The sequence below is a fragment of the Pseudomonas sp. XS1P51 genome, from assembly GCF_054897845.1.
The window spans coordinates 5,363,008-5,380,500 of the sequence record NZ_CM142707.1; the positions used below are offsets into that span (position 1 = coordinate 5,363,008).

At 59.9% G+C, this 17,493-nt stretch carries 15 protein-coding genes; 7 read left to right on the forward strand and 8 right to left on the reverse strand.

Annotated elements, in window-relative coordinates; all coding sequences use genetic code 11:
* Nucleotides 1–2 precede the first annotated feature (2 nt).
* From ACYZUD_RS24855 to ACYZUD_RS24865, 3 genes are read right to left on the reverse strand one after another with little or no spacing between them, the layout of a single operon-like run.
* A complete protein-coding gene (locus ACYZUD_RS24855) occupies nt 3–2,717 on the reverse strand; it encodes a putative virulence factor (RefSeq protein ID WP_462020585.1) in 2,715 nt (904 codons plus the stop codon).
* Nucleotides 2,714–5,779, reverse strand: coding sequence for a virulence factor SrfB (locus tag ACYZUD_RS24860; RefSeq protein ID WP_462020586.1), 3,066 nt, complete (start codon nt 5,777–5,779; stop codon nt 2,714–2,716). Before ACYZUD_RS24860 ends, ACYZUD_RS24855 begins: the two co-directional genes overlap by 4 nt.
* 17 nt (nt 5,780–5,796) lie before the next feature.
* Nucleotides 5,797–7,149 (reverse strand): SrfA family protein, encoded by a 1,353-nt coding sequence (locus ACYZUD_RS24865; RefSeq protein ID WP_462020587.1) that lies wholly within the window; start codon nt 7,147–7,149, stop codon nt 5,797–5,799.
* Between the two features lie 269 nt (nt 7,150–7,418).
* Here ACYZUD_RS24865 and ACYZUD_RS24870 point away from each other — a divergent pair, with 269 nt between their 5' ends.
* On the forward strand, nt 7,419–8,633 hold the full coding sequence (locus ACYZUD_RS24870; RefSeq protein ID WP_462020588.1) for an aldose 1-epimerase family protein: 1,215 nt from the start codon (nt 7,419–7,421) through the stop codon (nt 8,631–8,633).
* Nucleotides 8,634–8,638: 5 nt separating this feature from the next.
* Here the strand turns inward: ACYZUD_RS24870 and ACYZUD_RS24875 are convergent, their stop codons facing one another.
* The gene (locus ACYZUD_RS24875) at nt 8,639–10,132 is read right to left on the reverse strand and encodes a YifB family Mg chelatase-like AAA ATPase (protein ID WP_462020589.1); all 1,494 of its coding nucleotides are present in this window, start codon (nt 10,130–10,132) and stop codon (nt 8,639–8,641) included.
* Between the two features lie 523 nt (nt 10,133–10,655).
* On the opposite strand from ACYZUD_RS24875, the gene ACYZUD_RS24880 reads away from it, so the two are divergent.
* Both ACYZUD_RS24880 and ACYZUD_RS24885 read left to right on the forward strand, forming a co-directional pair.
* On the forward strand, nt 10,656–10,874 hold the full coding sequence (locus tag ACYZUD_RS24880) for a type II toxin-antitoxin system RelE/ParE family toxin (protein ID WP_462020590.1): 219 nt from the start codon (nt 10,656–10,658) through the stop codon (nt 10,872–10,874).
* Between the two features lie 68 nt (nt 10,875–10,942).
* Nucleotides 10,943–11,248 (forward strand): HigA family addiction module antitoxin, encoded by a 306-nt coding sequence (locus tag ACYZUD_RS24885; RefSeq protein ID WP_462020591.1) that lies wholly within the window; start codon nt 10,943–10,945, stop codon nt 11,246–11,248.
* A gap of 52 nt (nt 11,249–11,300) precedes the next feature.
* Here ACYZUD_RS24885 and ACYZUD_RS24890 read toward each other — a convergent pair whose 3' ends face one another.
* Together ACYZUD_RS24890 and ACYZUD_RS24895 are read right to left on the reverse strand one after the other, a co-directional pair.
* On the reverse strand, nt 11,301–11,828 hold the full coding sequence (locus tag ACYZUD_RS24890; protein ID WP_462020592.1) for a BRO-N domain-containing protein: 528 nt from the start codon (nt 11,826–11,828) through the stop codon (nt 11,301–11,303).
* Between the two features lie 408 nt (nt 11,829–12,236).
* Entirely contained in the window at nt 12,237–12,497 is a 261-nt protein-coding gene (locus ACYZUD_RS24895; RefSeq protein ID WP_007942366.1) for an accessory factor UbiK family protein, read from the reverse strand.
* Between the two features lie 418 nt (nt 12,498–12,915).
* On the opposite strand from ACYZUD_RS24895, the gene glnK reads away from it, so the two are divergent.
* The 4 genes from glnK to sutA all read left to right on the forward strand — a co-directional run bounded on the left by glnK (nt 12,916) and on the right by sutA (nt 15,692).
* On the forward strand, nt 12,916–13,254 hold the full coding sequence (glnK, locus tag ACYZUD_RS24900; RefSeq protein WP_002555808.1) for a P-II family nitrogen regulator: 339 nt from the start codon (nt 12,916–12,918) through the stop codon (nt 13,252–13,254).
* Between the two features lie 35 nt (nt 13,255–13,289).
* Complete coding sequence (locus ACYZUD_RS24905; RefSeq protein ID WP_462020593.1) at nt 13,290–14,627, forward strand: ammonium transporter; 1,338 nt, start codon at nt 13,290–13,292, stop codon at nt 14,625–14,627.
* A gap of 214 nt (nt 14,628–14,841) precedes the next feature.
* Nucleotides 14,842–15,267, forward strand: coding sequence for a secondary thiamine-phosphate synthase enzyme YjbQ (locus ACYZUD_RS24910; protein WP_111448318.1), 426 nt, complete (start codon nt 14,842–14,844; stop codon nt 15,265–15,267).
* A 101-nt stretch (nt 15,268–15,368) separates the two neighbouring features.
* Nucleotides 15,369–15,692 carry a transcriptional regulator SutA gene (gene sutA / locus ACYZUD_RS24915; RefSeq protein ID WP_462020594.1) on the forward strand — a complete coding sequence of 108 codons (324 nt, stop codon included), beginning with the start codon at nt 15,369–15,371 and terminating at the stop codon, nt 15,690–15,692.
* 199 nt (nt 15,693–15,891) lie between these two features.
* Here the strand turns inward: sutA and ACYZUD_RS24920 are convergent, their stop codons facing one another.
* Together ACYZUD_RS24920 and xerC are read right to left on the reverse strand one after the other, a co-directional pair.
* Entirely contained in the window at nt 15,892–16,596 is a 705-nt protein-coding gene (locus tag ACYZUD_RS24920) for an HAD family hydrolase (RefSeq protein ID WP_462020595.1), read from the reverse strand.
* Nucleotides 16,593–17,492, reverse strand: a complete 900-nt coding sequence (gene xerC / locus ACYZUD_RS24925; protein ID WP_438658635.1) for a tyrosine recombinase XerC — start codon at nt 17,490–17,492, stop codon at nt 16,593–16,595. Before xerC ends, ACYZUD_RS24920 begins: the two co-directional genes overlap by 4 nt.
* Nucleotide 17,493: the final 1 nt, after the last annotated feature.

Here is a 17,493-nt window from a genome sequence, read left to right on the forward strand (position 1 = left end):
GCTTATCTCGCTGCGAAGGCTGTGAGCACTTGCCCCAGCCGTTCGTTCTGTTCAGGGGTAATTTCGCGACCGGCACCATGGCCGGCGTTGTCCTGCGTGATGTAGGCCAGGCCCGAGAGCCAGTCGCCGAGAAACAGTTGTGCCTGATTCGCCGGTTGCGGCGGCAGCACCGGCACCTGTCCCGGACCGATGTCGGTGTAGAACGAGAACAACGGCGCCTTGGCTCCGGCGCGGCTGTTCGGGCGTTCACCGACCGGCTTCTGGATGTAGCCGAACCAGGACACGAAATCGCGCAGCACGCGTTGCACTTCCAGCACCTGGCGCTCGACCAGTTGATCGCGCCGCGCGCCGCTTTGCGCACGCTTGAGGACCGCACGGCTCAACTGGCCCGGCAGATCCTGGCGGTAGCCGGCAGTGATCAGCTCGTCGACCACCGCTTCAATCAGCGACTTTTCCAGACCCAGCAGGTTGAGCAGGCTTTGCCGGGTCGTCAGTTCGCGCAAGTGCGCAACCCAGGCCTTGAAGGCCGCTTTGGCAAACCGGTGTTCGTTGCTTTGCAGTTCCGGGGCCGGGGTGTTGGTTTTGCTGCCGGCCGACGTGCTGTCGTGGCTTGCGTCATCACCGAAATCGAAATCGAAACCGGCGTCGTTGCCGTACAGGCTCTGGCTCGGTGTCGGGGCGACCGGTTCATCGCTGACCGATGGCTCGTCATCGGTTTCGTACACGCCGCTGAGGTACAGATCACGTACCTCTTCGCTCGGCATGTCGAGTTGGTCGATGAACTCGCCCAGCACCGCCGGACGACGGCCCAGGCCTGACAGAATCAACTGCGCCTGCGCTTTTTTGGCCGCTGCGGCACCGTCACCGTCAGCGTGATACCAGGTGCTCAGGCCGTGAGTGGTCAGGCCTTCGAGGCATTCGTTCAGTTGCTCGCGAATGCGCTGCAGTTTGAATTCGATGTTGGCCACGCCCTTGAAACTGCCGCTGAAGTGGCTGATGCCACCGTCATCGTTGCGCAGCATTTCTGTCCAGGCGTTGGCGGGATTATGGATGTGTTTGCACACCAGCGCGTTGCTGGCAAAGCTGGTGCCCAGCGCATCGACGCGTACTTGGTAGCTGGCGTTGATGCCAGTTTCGGCACCCGAGGCGTCTTGCACAATGAACGCCGCGTCCATGCGCGGCTTGCGCACCAGGAAGGTGTTCTGGAACGGCGTGCCGGCCCAGTCGTTCATCCAGCTCAGGCTGCCGAAGCGCTCCAGCATGGTCAGCTTGACCATGCCATTCCAGCTCTCGTCGTACTGGTCGGGCGTCAGGCTGAGGGAGTTGGTGATGCGCAGGTCGAGCATGGTCAGTGCCCAGATCAGACCGGTGTCGCGTTTGCTGCGAGCGGCGGCGTCGGCGCCCTGGGTCTTTTCGATCCAGCGCGTCAGCACCGGCCCCACGTCGTTGACGTCGCTCTGTTTGGTCGAGCCGGTACACACCACCAGCGCGTTCATTTCCTGGTTGTCGGTGTAGCGTTCAAACAGATAAGCGACCTTGCCGCGCAGAATCAGCTGCGAGACAGAGTTGTCCTTGGTGGCGGACTCGGGATCGTTGGAGTTGGCGATCTCGTGCAGCTTTTTGCGTCCGCGATAGCCGGGGAAGTCGAGCAAGTCGACCTGATTGACGATGTCATCGGCCGGAGCTTCGATCAGGCCGAACGTCATCTCTGCGGTCAGTGCCGCCAGTTGCGCGACCGGAATGCCCTGACTGCTTTGCAGGCGCCCGTCGATCTGGGGTCGCACATCGATCGGCAAGTCCCGCGGGCTGCCGAAGCGCTCGAGGATGTCGACGTTCATGATGCTGTCACGCTGGCTGTAGGTGTCGTTTTCGAAACTCACCAACGCCTTCAATGGCGCGAAAACAGTCTCGGGCAGGCCCAGCTTGTGCAGCGCGCCGGCCAGTTGCTGATACACGCGCGTCAGTTCGCTCTGCTCACCCCAGAGGATGGCAAACAGCTCGGCACGCTCCTGGAAGTTCAGCCGTGGCGCCAGTTGCAACGCCTTGGGCCAATACAGGTGTTCGAGTTTCTTCACCGAGTTGCGGAAGTTGTCGCGCAGGTAATCCCACAGCGACACCAGATCGTCGGCGCTGACGCCCGGTTGCATCGGTCCGGTCTCGCGGCCTTCAAACGGTTTCAGCACGCGCTGGATGCGTTCTTCGTCAATCTCGTAGGAGATCCGCTCCAGGTCGAAATCCTTGAACCACGAGTTGGCCAGAATCTTCGCCAGCTCGATTTCCTTGAACAGCGTCAGCTCAACCGGGAATTGCGGATCTGGGCTCGGTGTGGCCCGACGGCTGAAGCGCGTCACCAGGCCAGTGGCCTCCTTGCCACCACCCACCGGGTTGATGTGCTTGATGAAGTCCAGGCGCTGGCCACCGAAGTCGGTTTCCAGTTTGCCGTTCTGACCGGCCGCGAGCGCCGAAATCAGATAGGACTTGCCCGCTTGGGACAAACCGAAAAAGCCGATGGTCATCGGCGTGCCAGCCACGCGACCGAGGCTGTGCGCCAGGTTTCGCGCGCGGTGCAGGCGGATGTTCAGGCTGTCGGCTTCGCTGTCCAGACGCGGCGCGTTGCCACGGGTCTGGCCAATCCACTCCAGCGCCTGACCGGCACCTTCATAAACAGCGGCCCAACTGGCTGAGAGCTGATGTTGTTCGGGGGTCAGGTCGTTCATTTGCGTTTCACACTTCCACTGTCGAGCCAGTACTTGGTCTCGCTCAGGCCGGCGTCGAGCATGGTGTTGAGTTCCAGCTCGAGGTCGCTGCGCGGGTTGAAGTTGACGTTGTTACTGTTGGATTCGATGTCGCGTACCGAGAGGCGGTCGCTGACCAGATCCTGCTTGCGGGTGTACTTGTCCGCCGGTTTGACTTCGAACCGCACCTTGAGCAGCGGTGCGCTGCCGTTTTCACCGACCGCGCGGGAGAATTTCTCTCGACCGGCCTTGGTGAAGCGCAAGGTGTACAGTGGTGAAGCGGCCCAGCGATCGGCGGCCAACTGACGGAAACCGAGGCGCAGATCACCGCGCATTTCCAGCTGCGGCGTGTCGGCGGCGTCACCTGCGCCGATTTCCGGCAGTTTGATTTTGTAGTCTTCGGACTGGATGTCGCGGTACAGCACGTCGGCATCCTTGATCACGTTGTTCAGGTCGATGACACCGATGTGCTTGACCGTCGAATACGGCTTGAGCGCCGAAGAACGGAAGTAGAAGTTCGGCACGCTGTGGTTGGCGCACAACAAGCACAGCATCGCGCCCACCGAAGCGGTGCTTTTCGGGTCGTCGATCCGGCCATTCTTGTGGAACGGGTACCAGCCGCCGGTGCGGTAATTCTGCAGTGCCAGGATGCGTCCCGGTGGCAGCGGCAGCACCTTGCGAATGAATGCCTGGATGCCGGGCAGGCGCGAAGGGCGACCGGTCAGCAGCAGCACGTCGCACGGGTAATGCGCGACCACTTCACACAATGCACCGAGGATCTTGGTGATGTTGATTTGATCGTTGAGGAACGCCGCGTGGAGTTTTTGCAGGTCGAAACTGATCGGCGATTCGTACAGGTCAAAGGCGTTTTGGCCGCCGACGTCGCGGCGTACGGCGGCGTTGACGTAGTCGAGCACGGTCTGACTGATCGCGTTGTCGCCTAGCAATTGGCGGTAAGTCTGGGTGCTCACTTCCTGCTGGTCTTGCGGATCGTAATGCTCGTAGGCCTTGAGCAGCGCCAGGCCCAACGGTGCGAACACCTGCAGGTTCAGTTGCTGGCGCAGGATCATGTCCTGGGCACTGACCGACTCGTCGCCGCACAGCCGCGACATCAGCGAGTCAGGCGATTTGACGCCGGCGATCTGCAAGGCTTTCTCGAAGCTCGGCAGGATGAAGTCCTGAATCACGTCCAGCAGGATGTCGTCGCCGGCCACTTTGAAACCATCGCGAAAACGCTGCTCGGGCACGATGTGCACGTTGCTGCCGCTGCCCGTGTTGCCGGCGCGGTCGAGGCGATAGTCGGTGATCACCAGGTCCGTGGTGCCGCCGCCGATGTCGATGGTCGCCAGGGTAATGCGTTCGCGGTCGGTCTTGTCGGGCCGGGCGATGGTGTCGAAAAACTCTTCCGGGTGACCGGCGAAGTTCTCGTTGACCTCGGTGTACAGGTACACCAACTGGCCGCAGGAGGCTTCGTCCCATTCCACACGGATGCTCGGGATCGGCGTGCGCGGGCTGACGGCCTGATCCTGATGCGGGTCTTCCTCGCCGGCATGCCAGCCGAGGCTTTTCCACACCAGGCCGATGGCCTGCTGCATGCGTTCGTTGAGGATGCTGCGCTCAGCCTGAGGCATGCCTGGCGGCACGGTCAGGGTGATGCTGTTGAGCTGGCGCGGCATGCGGGTGTGACCCTGACGCGAGCGCTGGGCCGGGCTGTTGATTTGCGACAGCGCCTGGGCCAGAACCTCAGCGAGCATGAACGTCATCAGCGAGCTGCGCGAATAACGCGGCATGAACACCGGCAGACGATCGTCTTCTTCGAGGCTGTAAAGCGCCTCGCCGGTTTCGTTGATCAGGTGCGAGAACGGTGCGGCGGTGGCATACGGCTCGTTGTCGGTCTTGATGTACGAGCAGTTGAAGCGCCAGCCGTGGCCGTAAGCGTTTTCGTCCCACAAGTAACGTTTCGGGCTGGACAGGCCGGTCGAACCTTCGGTGCCACGGCGACGGCTGGCCAGACGGCTGGCCTCATTGCCGACGCGGGCAATCGTGGCCCACTGGAATGCGTCGTGGCGGCCGCTTTTGACTGAACAGTGGTCTTTGCCGAAATTCGCCTGGGCGAATTCCACGCGGCTTTCGAACGGCAGATTGTAGGTGTGCTCCGGGGTAATCAGGTCCCGCAGTTCCAGCACGTAATTCTGTTTCAGCCCGGAGCCGGCCTGACCGTGGTTCTCGATCAGGATGCCGCAGGTGCGCGAGTTGCCGACGTCCAGCACCAAGTCCACCAGAATCGGTTTGACCAAGCCATTGCTGTCGTTGGCGACCACTTTGAGTTCCGGGATCTCGACCTTCGGCCGGACCGTCGACTGCGTTGCAACCGACGGCGTACTCAGCAGGCTGAGCAAATTGAGGTAGTGCGCCAGGTGATAGTTGGCGCGGATGTCGATGTCCAGCTCTTCGCGCGAACGGTGGGCGTTGCCCTCGTTGAATACTTCCAGCAGCCATTCGTTGACCCACGGCTGGGCCAGGAACCAGCGGGTTTCACTGGCCTTGGTCGCCAGTTTGAAGGACACGCCGGAGCTGATGTCTTCTTCGTTTGGCGCCAGGTAGGCGGTGCCATCACGCTTGGGCATTACGCGGCTGTCGAAGGCCATCGTCAGGCGATGGGTGTTGCCGTCGATGTCCGGCGTCGCCAGTTTCACCAGACGCATGCGCGACCAGTTGCTCGGGCCTTCGTCGAAGCGGTGGGGGGGCATGAAACGGAAAAACGGCGTCGGTAGCCAGACACCGTCCAGCAGCTCCAGGCTGCTTTTCATGTCGACGCTGAACGCCGGTTTGGCCTTCTCGACCTTTTCCGGCTCGGGCTCGTAGAAGTAGAAGTCTTTTTCTTCGTTGTACTGCAGGCGACAGATCAGCCCGCTGATCATCGGCGCGAACTCGCCCGCCGGTTCCTTGCGAGGATCCAGGCGCAGGGCGAAATCCATGAACTGGATACCGGTATCGCTGACGAGGGTGACGGTGTCTTCGAATTGGGTGACTTCAGGCAACATGTCGGGTTATTCCAGTCTTATTCGCCCATTTGCCGCATGGACATGGGGAATTGATCTTTTCCGTAACCGCCGGTGCAGTCCGCGACCGTGGTCGCTCCTTTGCGGCAGTTGACCTTGGGCATGTCGTAAGTGCTGCCATCGCCGCACACGGCCTGGCCCTGGCTGTCGATGGCCAGGCTGCCGCCCTTCATGGCGGCGGTCACCGGGCCGCTGCATTTCGAGCCGTCGGCCTGGTGCACGGTGACTTCACCCTTGCCGTCCTTGAACTGGTATTCCAGACGCAGCGGTTTGCCGGTCCGGCGATCCTGAATGCCGGCACCGGCGCGGTACTGCCCGTCGAGGAAGTCCGCGGCGCCGTCGGCGGCGTCAGGTGGAATGCTCAGCGCCGGACCGGGTTTTGCTGCGGCGGATTTTTCCGCTTCGGGCAGCGTGGCAGCGGGCGGCTCGGTTTTGTTTTCGGGGGGTGTGGCAGGGGCTTCGGTCGCCAGGTCTTTGGCCGGGTCTGCCGCAGCGGCGTCAGCCTCGTTGCCGTCGATTGCCGGTGCTTCCACACCCTGAGTACCGACCACGGCATTGCCTGTGGTGGTGCCGATGGCTGTGCCGGTCACAGGGACACCGTTCAGCGTCGTGGCATTGCCGGTCAGTTGTGGCTCTTCCAGCTGTTTTTCCACCGGCACGATGCCCTCAGGCAGCAAGTCCACCGCCACCAACGGAATCGGGACGCACCCGCGCAAGCCGAGCAGCAGCCACAAAAGCAGCAGCAAGAATGGCAACAGCAACAGCCACCACCAGCGACGCCACCACGGACGAGCCACCACCGGCACGACTGGCGCAACAACCGGCGCTTCGACCACGGGTGGCGGGGCAATCACGGGCGGAACCTGATAGAGGCAGTGCAGGGGATCGCGATTGCGGTCGGCACCGGCGTGCTCGAAACCCCAAAAGGTCAGCACCGGTTTGCCTTGAACCAAGTAGACGAAGTTTTCGTCGGGGAAATGAATGACGCGCTTGAGCAACTTGCCGAACACGGCTTTGTCACCCTGTTGCTGTTCGGCCGGGTCGGTTCCCAGAAAACGCTGGCTCAACTCATCGAGTGCGGTCTTCAGGGCTTCGAGTTGGCGACGGGCGGGGGCTCGTTCTTCTTCGGTCGCGCTGCTCCACGGGATCACATCGCCGTCGAGGCCGCTGTACCAGTCGATCTGGTTACCGAGTTCGTCGCTTTGCGGAATGGCCAGGTGATCGACCATGTCGGGGTTCTTGCGGCGAATGGCTTCGCGCAATTGCAGGGCCGCCCGGTAGACCGGTTGACCTGTTTCGCCCAGGGCAGTGAATGACCCGCTCTTACCGCTTCGTAATAGTGCCCCGCGCATTCCAACTCCATATGATCCGTTGCGCAAAATGACAGGCAAAAACGCCTGTACTTGCTCCTGCATTTAGCTGGCGACCTTAATGTCATAATGATGTCGCCGTCAATCAGCCGATGGGCCAAAACCGTATGAGATTAGCGTAAGAGAGCGGGTGTTGCTTGAGGTCAATGTGTATTGGCCGAAGATGGCTTGGGCGAGCGCATTTTTTAATCTTGCTGAATCGTTTCATCAGCGCTATAAAAAATGCACAACTCCAAGAAAAGGCTTTCCTCATGATTCCGCTCAAGCTCGCCGTTGCCCTCGGCGCGATGACCGCTGCCTCCCACGCCATGGCTTGGGATTACGTACTGCTCGACACCGACAAGGCGGCCCGGAACTGGCAGATCACCAGTCAGCAACTAGGCGTAAAAACCGACAAACCTTTCTCCGTGGCCCTGCGCACCTTGCACGGTGGTCGGCAGGAGGGTGTGAGTATCGTCGATATCGATAACGGCACGTTGAAACTCTCGGTGGTGCCGACCCGCGGGATGAACGTTTTGCAGGCATCGGTCGGTAATGTACGAATGGGCTGGGATTCGCCGGTCAAGGACGTGGTCAATCCGTCCTTCATCGAACTCAACGGCCGTGGTGGACTGGGCTGGCTCGAAGGCTTCAACGAACTGGTCGCCCGATGCGGCTACGAATGGGTCGGCCACCCCGGCATGGACAACGGCGAACTGCTGACCCTGCACGGCCGTGCCGCCAACATCCCGGCCAGCAAAGTCACCCTACACATCGACGAAAAACCGCCCTACGCCATCAGCCTGCGCGGCGAGCTGAAAGAGCAGGCGTTCAAGAAAGTCGACTTCTCGGTGATGACCGAACTCGTCACCGAACCCGGCAGCGTAGCGTTCGCCCTCAACGACACGTTGACCAATAACGGCGACTATCCGAAGGAATATCAGGCGCTGTACCACAGCAACTTCAGCACGCCATTCCTGGAACAGGGCGCTCGCTTTGTTGCGCCTGTTAAACAGGTGTCGCCGTTCAACGACAAGGCCAAAGGGGATTTGCCGGACTGGCAAACCTATCGCGCACCGACCAAGGACTACGACGAAACGGTTTACAACGTCGTGCCCTATTCCGATGCCAAGGGCGATACGCTGACCGTGCTGCACAACAAGGCAGGGAGCCTTGGGGTGTCGGTTGGCTTTAATACGCAGCAGTTGGCGGTGTTCTCTCTGTGGAAAAACACCGATACCCAGGGGCAGGGCTATGTCACGGGTCTTGAGCCGGGGACGAGCTTTTCTTACAACCGCCGGTATCAAAGGCCATTGAACCTGGTGCCGACCATTGCTGCGAAGGCGCAGAAGCAGTTCCAGATCAGCTACAGCTTGCTGGTGGACAAGGGGGCTGTGGATAACGCGCTGAAGCGTGTGATCGAAATTCAGGGTGGGCGGGAGACTGAGGTGCGGCAGGCGCCGTTGGTGGACCTCACCAAGGAGTAAAGTCATCAGTGAGTGCTCGGCCGATACTGCAACGCCTCGGCCAGATGTTCACGGGTGATGCTATCGACTCGCTCAAGGTCCGCCAACGTGCGCGCCACTTTGAGCAGTCGATGGGCCGCGCGTAGTGACAAGGTCAAGCGCTCGCAGGCGGTTTCCAGCCAGGTTTCGTCGGTTGTGGATAACTTGCAATGGCGGCGCAGGCCCGGCAAATCGAGGAATGCGTTTGCGCAGCCTTGGCGTTTTTGTTGTCGCTCTCGTGCGTCGGCAACCCGAGCGGCGGCGGTGGCGGTGTCGTCACCAGGCTTGAGCGCAGGATTCAACGACGTGGCTTCCCGAGCGACGGTCAGGTGCAGGTCAATGCGATCCAGCAGCGGCCCCGACAGTTTGTTGCGGTAGCGCTGGACCATGTCCGGTGTACAGCTGCATTTACCGCTGGGTTCGCCAAGATATCCACAGGGACACGGGTTCATCGCAGCCACCAATTGAAAGCGGGCCGGAAATCTCACGCGATCCTTGGCGCGGGAAATCACGATGTGCCCGGATTCCAGCGGCTCTCTCAAAACCTCCAGCACCTTGCGATCGAACTCCGGGAGTTCATCGAGAAATAGAACGCCATGATGGGCGAGGGTGATTTCGCCGGGTTGTGGTTTCGAGCCGCCGCCCACCAGTGCCGGGCCAGAGGCGGAGTGGTGGGGCTGGCGGAACGGTCGCTGTGGCCAATGGCTTAATGGCACGCAACTGGTGACCGATTGAATGGCTGCGACTTCCAGCGCTTCATTTTCGGCCAGCGGTGGAAGCAATCCTGGCAAACGACTTGCCAACAGCGTTTTCCCGGTCCCGGGTGGTCCGCTGAACAACAGATTGTGAGCGCCAGCCGCTGCAATCAGCAAAGCACGCTTGGCCGAGAGTTGGCCCTGTACTTCATTCAGGTCTGGATAGGGTTTGCTGGCGTAGAGCAAACCATTGGAAACGTAGGGCTCGACCGGCGTATGACCATTGAAGTGCGCAACGGCCTCCAGCAAATGATCCACCGCAATTACCTTCAGCCCCGACGCCAGGCACGCCTCCTCGGCATTCGCCCGCGGCACCATCAGCGAACGCCCGGCCTTGCGTGCTGCCAGTGCCGCTGGCAATACGCCCCGAACCGCCCGCACCGCGCCCGAGAGCGCCAACTCCCCAAGGCATTCCACATCGTCCAGCGTCAATGTCGGCACTTGCACGCTGGCCGATAAAATCCCCAAGGCAATCGCCAGATCGAACCGCCCGCCGTCTTTCGGCAAATCCGCGGGGGCCAGATTCAAGGTGATGCGCCGCGCCGGAAATTGCAGCCCCGAGTTGATGATCGCACTGCGTACCCGGTCCTTGCTTTCCTTCACGGCAGCTTCGGGCAAACCGACCATTGTCAGTGACGGCAACCCGTTGGCCAGGTGGACTTCAACGGTGACGGGGGGCGCATCCACGCCAATCTGGGCGCGACTGTGGACGATGGAGAGGGACATGGTCGTTCCTTGAGCTGAAGAGCACCGCTTCCTGCGGTTTTTGAAGGGTAGTCGGGAGGCGGTGATTTAGCGTGGCGGCGGAGGTGCCAAACTTTCGCAGGATGTTGCGAGTGCTGGTGAGCTAATTCGGATGCGAAAGAAACCACCCGTCAGGTGGTTTCTTTGGGGAGCTTAGTCAGGCTCGTGCCTGCAAGCCAGGCACTCGGCTCAAGTTCTATGTCGTAGCAGCGGCGATATCCAAAAAGCGACGTTGGACGTTGATTGGCCGATATGTTCCCGGCTGACCGGATTGCCTTAGCATGATATTCAGCGACGTCAGCTTAAGAGGTGAGCGCGGTTGCGCTGCAATGAGAATTGGTGCTTATTTTTGTAGGAAACGGCGGGTTTTGAAGGCGTTCTGAAGGCCTTAGGTAATCCGCTTCCTAAAGTGTTGAAAGGACGGCAAAGAGTCGCGACAGCGCATTTGCGTTAGTGGATTTAGGTTATACATTCAAGGTTAATGCATAACGTTAAGCTTTAAATTATGATCGTTAGCTTTAAGTGCTCTGAGACCGAGTACCTGTTTCGCAACGGTAAGACCCGTATGTGGTCAGCCATTCTGAGTGTCGTGGAACGAAAGCTGACGATGCTTGATGCTGCTGCCGTCCTGATTGACCTTCGATCACCGCCGGGTAATCGCTTGGAGGCGTTGGGGGGGAATCGAAAAGGTCAGCACAGCCTCCGCATCAATGCTCAATGGTGAATTTGCTTTGTTTGGGGTCTTAACGGACCAGAGAATGTCGAAATTGTCGATTATCACTGAGGTGAGTAATGACTAAGAATGGTATGCGCCCGGTTCACCCTGGCGAGATCCTCAAAGAGGAATACCTGGAGCCTCTGAGCCTTACGGCATCAGCCTTGGCTAGAGCATTGAGCGTTTCGACACCAACGGTGAACGATATCGTGCTCCAGCGCCGGGGTGTCAGCGCTGACATGGCTCTAAGGCTATCTATCTGTCTGGACACGACCCCGGAATTTTGGCTGAACCTGCAATCGACCTACGATTTGCGTAAAGCCGAGATTGAGCGAGGGGCCGCGATTCGGGATCAGGTTGAGCGGCTTCCGCACTGCGCCTGATCCTCAATTCCTGAACGAACCCCACGCTATAACGTGGGGTTTTTTTTGTCGTTCAGAATGCCTGGAGTATTCGGGAAGCACGCTTCCACCACGGTGCATTGATCGAGCGCTGCGGCCGTTCACTATCCGCCAGCATGTGCGGAACATCCTGCAAGCGAATCCACGGCTGGTTATTCCAGTGCAGCAAACTCAATGACATATCTGGCCAGTTCAACAGGCTTAGTATCGGGCGTTCGGTTGAAACTGTGTGTTGGGCGTCTCTAAGGGCTGGCACTACGTCGTGGGTCAGCCATTCGCGCAGGCCTCGGTATTCAGGGCAGTAGTGGTAGACGAGCAGGGCATAGACGCCGGATTCGCTGATTAGCAAGGTGTTTTCGATGGTGCGGTGGATGACGACTCGCGCGGATTGATGTTGATCGGGATCGAGTTTTCGGACGGCGCGTTCGTCGAGGAAAAGGCGAAGAAATCGGCCTAGATCTCGGGCACTAAACCAGGCTTGGTTTTCCAACAGCAGGGCGTGGAGGTGGAGTTTGTGGCGGGTAAAGACGTTGGGGACCAGATAAACGTCATCGCTATTCATTAATACAGCTCCTTTTGCTTAAGGGACTGCCGTCAATCGTCGCCAAACAATTGGGGTGGCAGCTGTACGCGGGTTGGCGAACCGGAGCAAAAGGAACCCGGCAGACCCGAAGGTCTCCCACGCACAGCCGCCATGACTCGATGTGGCGGAGATGAGCCCGCCGTCGATGGTTGTTGTACGCCTTAAGCTTCCGGGTCGCCAAACCCAGTGCTGAATATTCAGCTAGGGATGAGCTTAGGAACCTTGGCTTCGCGGCGCTATCGGACGGCGGTGGTGATCTTTGTAGGACGTTGCCGAGATTGTGGCGGGGCGGCAGATCAAAGGATCGCAGCCTGCGGCAGCTCCTACAGAGGGTGGTCTATCCAGTGTGGCAAGGCTCGCACACAGGGGACTGCATTGTCAGCAGGGTTACTCGGCAGGTGGATTCAGCTTCGCTTCAAGCTCCGCCACCTTCGCCTCAAGACTCTCCAGCCGTGCCCGGGTCCGCGCCAGCACAACCATCTGGCTATCAAACTCTTCCCGGCTCACCAGGTCCAGTTTGCTAAACCCGCTCTGCAGCAGCGCCTTGAACTGGCTTTCGATTTCGCTTTTCGGCAGCGGGGTGTCGCCGCTGAAGAGTCGGGAGGCGGTGCCGGTCAGGGCGTCGAGGAAGTCTTTGGGCGCGAGCATGGGAAATGTCCTGGAAACAATGGCGGGCAGTGTATCACGCAGTGTCTATAGTCAATTCCGACGGCTGGCCATGCACGCTTTTCGCGCATGCGGACGGACGGCATCGCACTGTTGTTGTGCGTAATCGTCGGGTCATTCAAGCGAAGGGGCTGGCGGTCGCGGTCAACGTATTGAATTCAGTGACTTTTGGCGAGATGGCAAGCTTTCTGCTTAGTCAGTCGTAACCCATGCACTGATGCAGTCGCTGTGACGAATGCAGTGCGCCAAGCGAAACGGGGAAGTGTTTCGTGCGGAGCGGTTAGCTGGCGTCGGACGGGCAGGTAAGGCCGACGATGCGTTACAAAGCCAGGCACTGCGCTTAGACTTGAGTCGGGTTTGTTTTCCTGGGGCAAGTCCACCAATTCGGGAGAGAGTTTTCATGAAGCTAGTCACTGCCATCATCAAGCCGTTCAAGTTGGACGACGTGCGCGAGTCGCTGTCCGAGATCGGCGTGCAGGGCATTACCGTTACTGAAGTCAAAGGCTTCGGTCGGCAGAAGGGTCACACCGAGCTGTATCGCGGCGCGGAATATGTGGTCGATTTTCTGCCCAAGGTGAAAATCGATGTCGCCATTGACGACAAGGATCTGGACCGGGTTATCGAGGCGATAACCAAGGCTGCCAACACCGGCAAGATCGGCGACGGCAAGATTTTCGTGGTCAATCTGGAACAGGCGATTCGCATCCGTACCGGCGAAACCGATACCGACGCAATCTAAGCCGCCACAAACCCAACGCCCCAGGAGAAAACAATATGACTCTGCGTAAATTCGCAGGGCTAGGAGCCCTGTTGTCCCTCGTAATGCCCAGCCTGGCTATGGCGGCAGACGAAGTGGCGGCCCCAGTCCTCAATTCCGGCGACACCGCTTGGATGCTGACCTCGACAGCCCTCGTGCTGTTCATGACCATTCCCGGCCTCGCGCTGTTCTACGGCGGCATGGTTCGGTCGAAAAACATTCTTTCCGTGATGATGCAATGCTTCGCCATTACCGGTCTGATCAGCATTCTGTGGGTCATTTATGGCTACAGCATTGCGTTCGACACCACGGGCATGGAGCAGGGCGTCGTCAACTTCAACTCGTTCTTCGGCGGCATGGGCAAGGCATTCCTCGCCGGGGTCACGCCTTCGAGCCTGACCGGTCCTGCGGCGCTGTTCCCTGAGGCGGTGTTCATCACCTTCCAGATGACCTTCGCCATCATTACCCCAGCGCTGATCGTCGGTGCCTTCGCCGAGCGGATGAAGTTCTCCGCCATGCTGATCTTCATGGGTATCTGGTTCACCCTGGTGTATGCACCGATCGCACACATGGTCTGGTCCGGCAACGGCGGCCTGATGTGGGACTGGGGCGTGCTGGACTTCGCCGGCGGCACCGTGGTGCACATCAACGCCGGTGTGGCCGGTCTGGTAGCGTGCATCGTGCTCGGCAAGCGTAAAGGCTTCCCGACCACCCCGATGGCACCGCATAACCTCGGTTACACCCTGGTGGGCGCCGCGATGCTGTGGGTCGGCTGGTTCGGCTTCAACGCCGGTTCCGCCGCAGCGGCCAACGGCACTGCCGGTATGGCGATGCTGGTCACCCAGATCGCAACCGCCGCCGCTGCACTGGGCTGGATGTTCGCCGAGTGGGTCACCCATGGCAAACCAAGTGCACTGGGTATCGCTTCGGGTGTTGTCGCCGGTCTGGTGGCAATCACTCCGGCCGCTGGCACCGTGGGCCCGATGGGCGCTCTGGTTATCGGTCTGGCAGCGGGCGTGGTGTGCTTCTTCTGCGCCACCACCCTGAAACGCAAACTCGGCTATGACGACTCCCTGGACGCCTTCGGCGTACACGGCATCGGCGGTATCCTCGGCGCGATCCTGACCGGTGTGTTCGCTGCACCGTCCCTGGGTGGCTTCGGCACCGTTACCGACATCGCCGCACAAGTCTGGATTCAGTGCAAAGGCGTGGGCTTCACGGTGATCTACACCGCGATCGTTACCTACATCATTCTTAAGGTGCTGGACGCGGTCATGGGTCTGCGTATCACCGAAGAAGAAGAGGCTGTCGGTATCGACCTGGCACTTCACAACGAACGCGGCTACAACTTGTAAGCACGCGCATAAAAAACTTGCCCGGCTTGCCGGGCATTTTTTTGTCTGGAATTTGTCCATGAAGGAACTGCTGAAAGGTTTTTTCGTACACGTTTAGTGGCGTTTACGACGGGCGTTTTTCTGCGGCCAATGGCTTACATGATTGAAGGAATATTAGGGCCTTTGTTTTTTCCCAGAGCGCGCTAGAATGCGCCCCGAACGTGCGGAGAACTGTATGTGGCAACAGACTCTGATTACCCTGCGGGCGCGGCCCCGGGGCTTTCATCTGGTAACGGACGAGTTACTCGCCGGCCTGCCTGAACTCAAGGCATGTCGGGTCGGTCTGTTGCATTTGTGGCTGCAGCATACCTCGGCTTCGTTGACCATCAACGAGAACGCCGATCCGGCGGTACGTCGCGACTTCGAACGATTTTTCAATCGTCTGATCCCACAAGGAGCAGACGGCTATGAGCATAACGACGAAGGCCTGGACGACCTCCCGGCGCACTTCAAGGCCAGCGTGCTTGGCTGTCAGCTCAGTTTGCCGATTTCGGCGGGCCGACTGGCGCTGGGGACCTGGCAAGGCGTTTATCTGGGCGAGCACCGTGATTTTGGCGGTGCCCGTAAAGTCCTCGCCACCGTGCACGGTGAAGAGGCATGAACCGCTGGTCACCAGCGGTTATTGAATTTTTCCGGCGGCTGTCGACAGACGGTGAAGCTGGGCTATAACTAATCTGCTTTTCGCAAGTCATGAGGTAGAACATGAGCGACGATGATCTGGAAAACGACGACCTCGAAGTAGGCGACGACGACGAAACTGAAGAAGGTCTGGAAGCAGCGGCGGACGACGTCGCTGAAGACGACGGCGGTGAAACGCCCGTTCCGACCGCCAAAGGCAAGGCCAAGGCTGCGGTATCGGTCGATGAGCTGCCGAGCGTCGAAGCAAAAAACAAGGAACGCGATGCCTTGGCCAAGGCCATGGAAGAGTTCCTGGCCAAGGGCGGCAAGGTGCAGGAAGTGGAGGCCAATGTGGTCGCCGATCCTCCCAAGAAGCCTGACAACAAGTACGGCAGCCGGCCTATCTGAGCGTCTGCCCTTGCTTGCTGAAAAAGCCCGCCGTCGCTGCGGGCTTTTTCATGGGTGAAGCAAAAATCAGGAGCCAGCGGTGATCTCCTGTGGGAGCGAGCCTGCTCGCGAAGCGGTCGATCATTCAACATTGATGTTGGCTGACACGACCCCTTCGCGAGCAGGCTCGCTCCCACAGCGGCTGGGTGTGAATTCAAAATCAGTGTTGGGCGTTCCAGCGTGCCAACAACGCCGGCAACTCGGTCAAGCTGCCAATCTCGGCATCCGGGGCTTTCTCGGCCTCCCAGGCTTTACCCGCCGGGTTGAACCAGATCGCCCGAAATCCCGCCTGCTGGGCGCCGGCGATGTCATCGCCAGGGTGGTCGCCGATATGCACCGCCGTCTCCGCCGTCGCCCCGCCACGCTGCAATGCCTCATGAAAAAGTCGCGCATCGGGTTTGGCGATGCCGATGTCCTCGGCGCACAGCGCAAATTTGAAATAATCCGCCAGCCCCAGTCGGCGCACATCGGCATTGCCGTTGGTGACTACGCCCAAGGCATAGTGATTGGCCAGAATCTCCAACGTCGGTTGCACGTCCGGGAAGATTTCCAGCTGATGCCGGGCATGCAGAAACACTTCAAAACTCTGATCGGCCAGGTCCGACGCCTGGCCATGGTCGTACCCGGCTTCCTCCAGCGCGTGGAACAGCACTCGCCGGCGCAAGGCACTGATGCGGTGTTTGAGGCCCGGGTCGTTGCTCAGAATCCGCTCGCGAATCGACCAAAGATGCTCCACCGGCACCGCGCCCAGATTCGGTGCATGCTCGGTCAGCCATTCACGCAATACGGCTTCGGCGCTGACGATCACCGGGGCGGTGTCCCACAGGGTGTCGTCGAGGTCGAAGGTGATCAACTGGATAGTCATGAATCATCGCCTTTAATGCGTTTGGCCCGTGGATGGGCGCTGTCGTAAACCGTCGCCAGGTGCTGGAAGTCCAGGTGGGTGTAGATCTGGGTGGTTTTGATGTCCGAGTGGCCGAGCAATTCCTGAACCGCCCGCAAGTCCTGGGAGGACTCCAGCAAATGGCTGGCGAAGGAGTGCCGCAGCATGTGCGGATGCAGGTTCTGTCCCAGTTCACGCTCGCCGGCAGCCTTGACCCGTACCTGGATCGCCCTTGGACCGAGGCGCCGGCCTTGCTGACTGACAAACACCGCGTCGTCCGCAGGATTGGTCATGGCTCGTAGCGGCAACCACAACTCCAGCGCTTCACGCGCCTTTTTGCCCACCGGCAACAGTCGGGTCTTGCTGCCTTTGCCGAGCACCTGGACCATGCCGTCAGCCAGGTCCAGTTGATCAAGGTTGAGCCCGGTCAGCTCCGAAAGTCGCAAACCCGAGGAATAGAACAGCTCAAGGATGGCCTGATCCCGACGGGCCAGAAAATCATCTTCCACCGCGCCCTCAAGCAGTTGCAGCGCGCGGTCGGTGTCGAGGGTTTTCGGCAGGCGTCGTTCACCTTTCGGCGGCGCCAGGCCATTGGCCGGGTCGTGATCGCAAAGACCTTCGCGGTTCAGATAATGATAGAGCCCGCGCACCGCCGACAGCAGCCGCGCCAGGCTGCGGGACGATTGACCTTGTGAATGCAGGCGCGCGATCAGGCTGCGCAGGCGCTGGATGTCCAGGGCCGCCCAACTGCCGATGTTCTGTTTGACGCACCAGCCCAGCACCTTGTCGAGGTCGCGGCGGTAGGCGTACAGCGTGTGAGGCGACACCTGCCGCTCACTGCGCAGGTGTTCGCAGTAAGCGTCCAGTTGCCGTTCCACG

What these genes read in the sequence shown, in the direction of transcription:
- ACYZUD_RS24865 (WP_462020587.1), bottom strand. Translation starts at nt 7,149, where the DNA reads ATGCGCGGGGCACTATTACGAAGCGGTAAGAGCGGGTCATTCACTGCC.
- ACYZUD_RS24910 (WP_111448318.1), top strand. Translation starts at nt 14,842, where the DNA reads ATGTGGCAACAGACTCTGATTACCCTGCGGGCGCGGCCCCGGGGCTTT.
- ACYZUD_RS24895 (WP_007942366.1), bottom strand. Translation starts at nt 12,497, where the DNA reads ATGCTCGCGCCCAAAGACTTCCTCGACGCCCTGACCGGCACCGCCTCC.
- sutA (WP_462020594.1), top strand. Translation starts at nt 15,369, where the DNA reads ATGAGCGACGATGATCTGGAAAACGACGACCTCGAAGTAGGCGACGAC.
- ACYZUD_RS24885 (WP_462020591.1), top strand. Translation starts at nt 10,943, where the DNA reads ATGACTAAGAATGGTATGCGCCCGGTTCACCCTGGCGAGATCCTCAAA.
- glnK (WP_002555808.1), top strand. Translation starts at nt 12,916, where the DNA reads ATGAAGCTAGTCACTGCCATCATCAAGCCGTTCAAGTTGGACGACGTG.
- ACYZUD_RS24860 (WP_462020586.1), bottom strand. Translation starts at nt 5,779, where the DNA reads ATGTTGCCTGAAGTCACCCAATTCGAAGACACCGTCACCCTCGTCAGC.
- ACYZUD_RS24880 (WP_462020590.1), top strand. Translation starts at nt 10,656, where the DNA reads ATGATCGTTAGCTTTAAGTGCTCTGAGACCGAGTACCTGTTTCGCAAC.
- ACYZUD_RS24855 (WP_462020585.1), bottom strand. Translation starts at nt 2,717, where the DNA reads ATGAACGACCTGACCCCCGAACAACATCAGCTCTCAGCCAGTTGGGCC.
- ACYZUD_RS24905 (WP_462020593.1), top strand. Translation starts at nt 13,290, where the DNA reads ATGACTCTGCGTAAATTCGCAGGGCTAGGAGCCCTGTTGTCCCTCGTA.
- ACYZUD_RS24890 (WP_462020592.1), bottom strand. Translation starts at nt 11,828, where the DNA reads ATGAATAGCGATGACGTTTATCTGGTCCCCAACGTCTTTACCCGCCAC.
- ACYZUD_RS24870 (WP_462020588.1), top strand. Translation starts at nt 7,419, where the DNA reads ATGATTCCGCTCAAGCTCGCCGTTGCCCTCGGCGCGATGACCGCTGCC.
- ACYZUD_RS24920 (WP_462020595.1), bottom strand. Translation starts at nt 16,596, where the DNA reads ATGACTATCCAGTTGATCACCTTCGACCTCGACGACACCCTGTGGGAC.
- ACYZUD_RS24875 (WP_462020589.1), bottom strand. Translation starts at nt 10,132, where the DNA reads ATGTCCCTCTCCATCGTCCACAGTCGCGCCCAGATTGGCGTGGATGCG.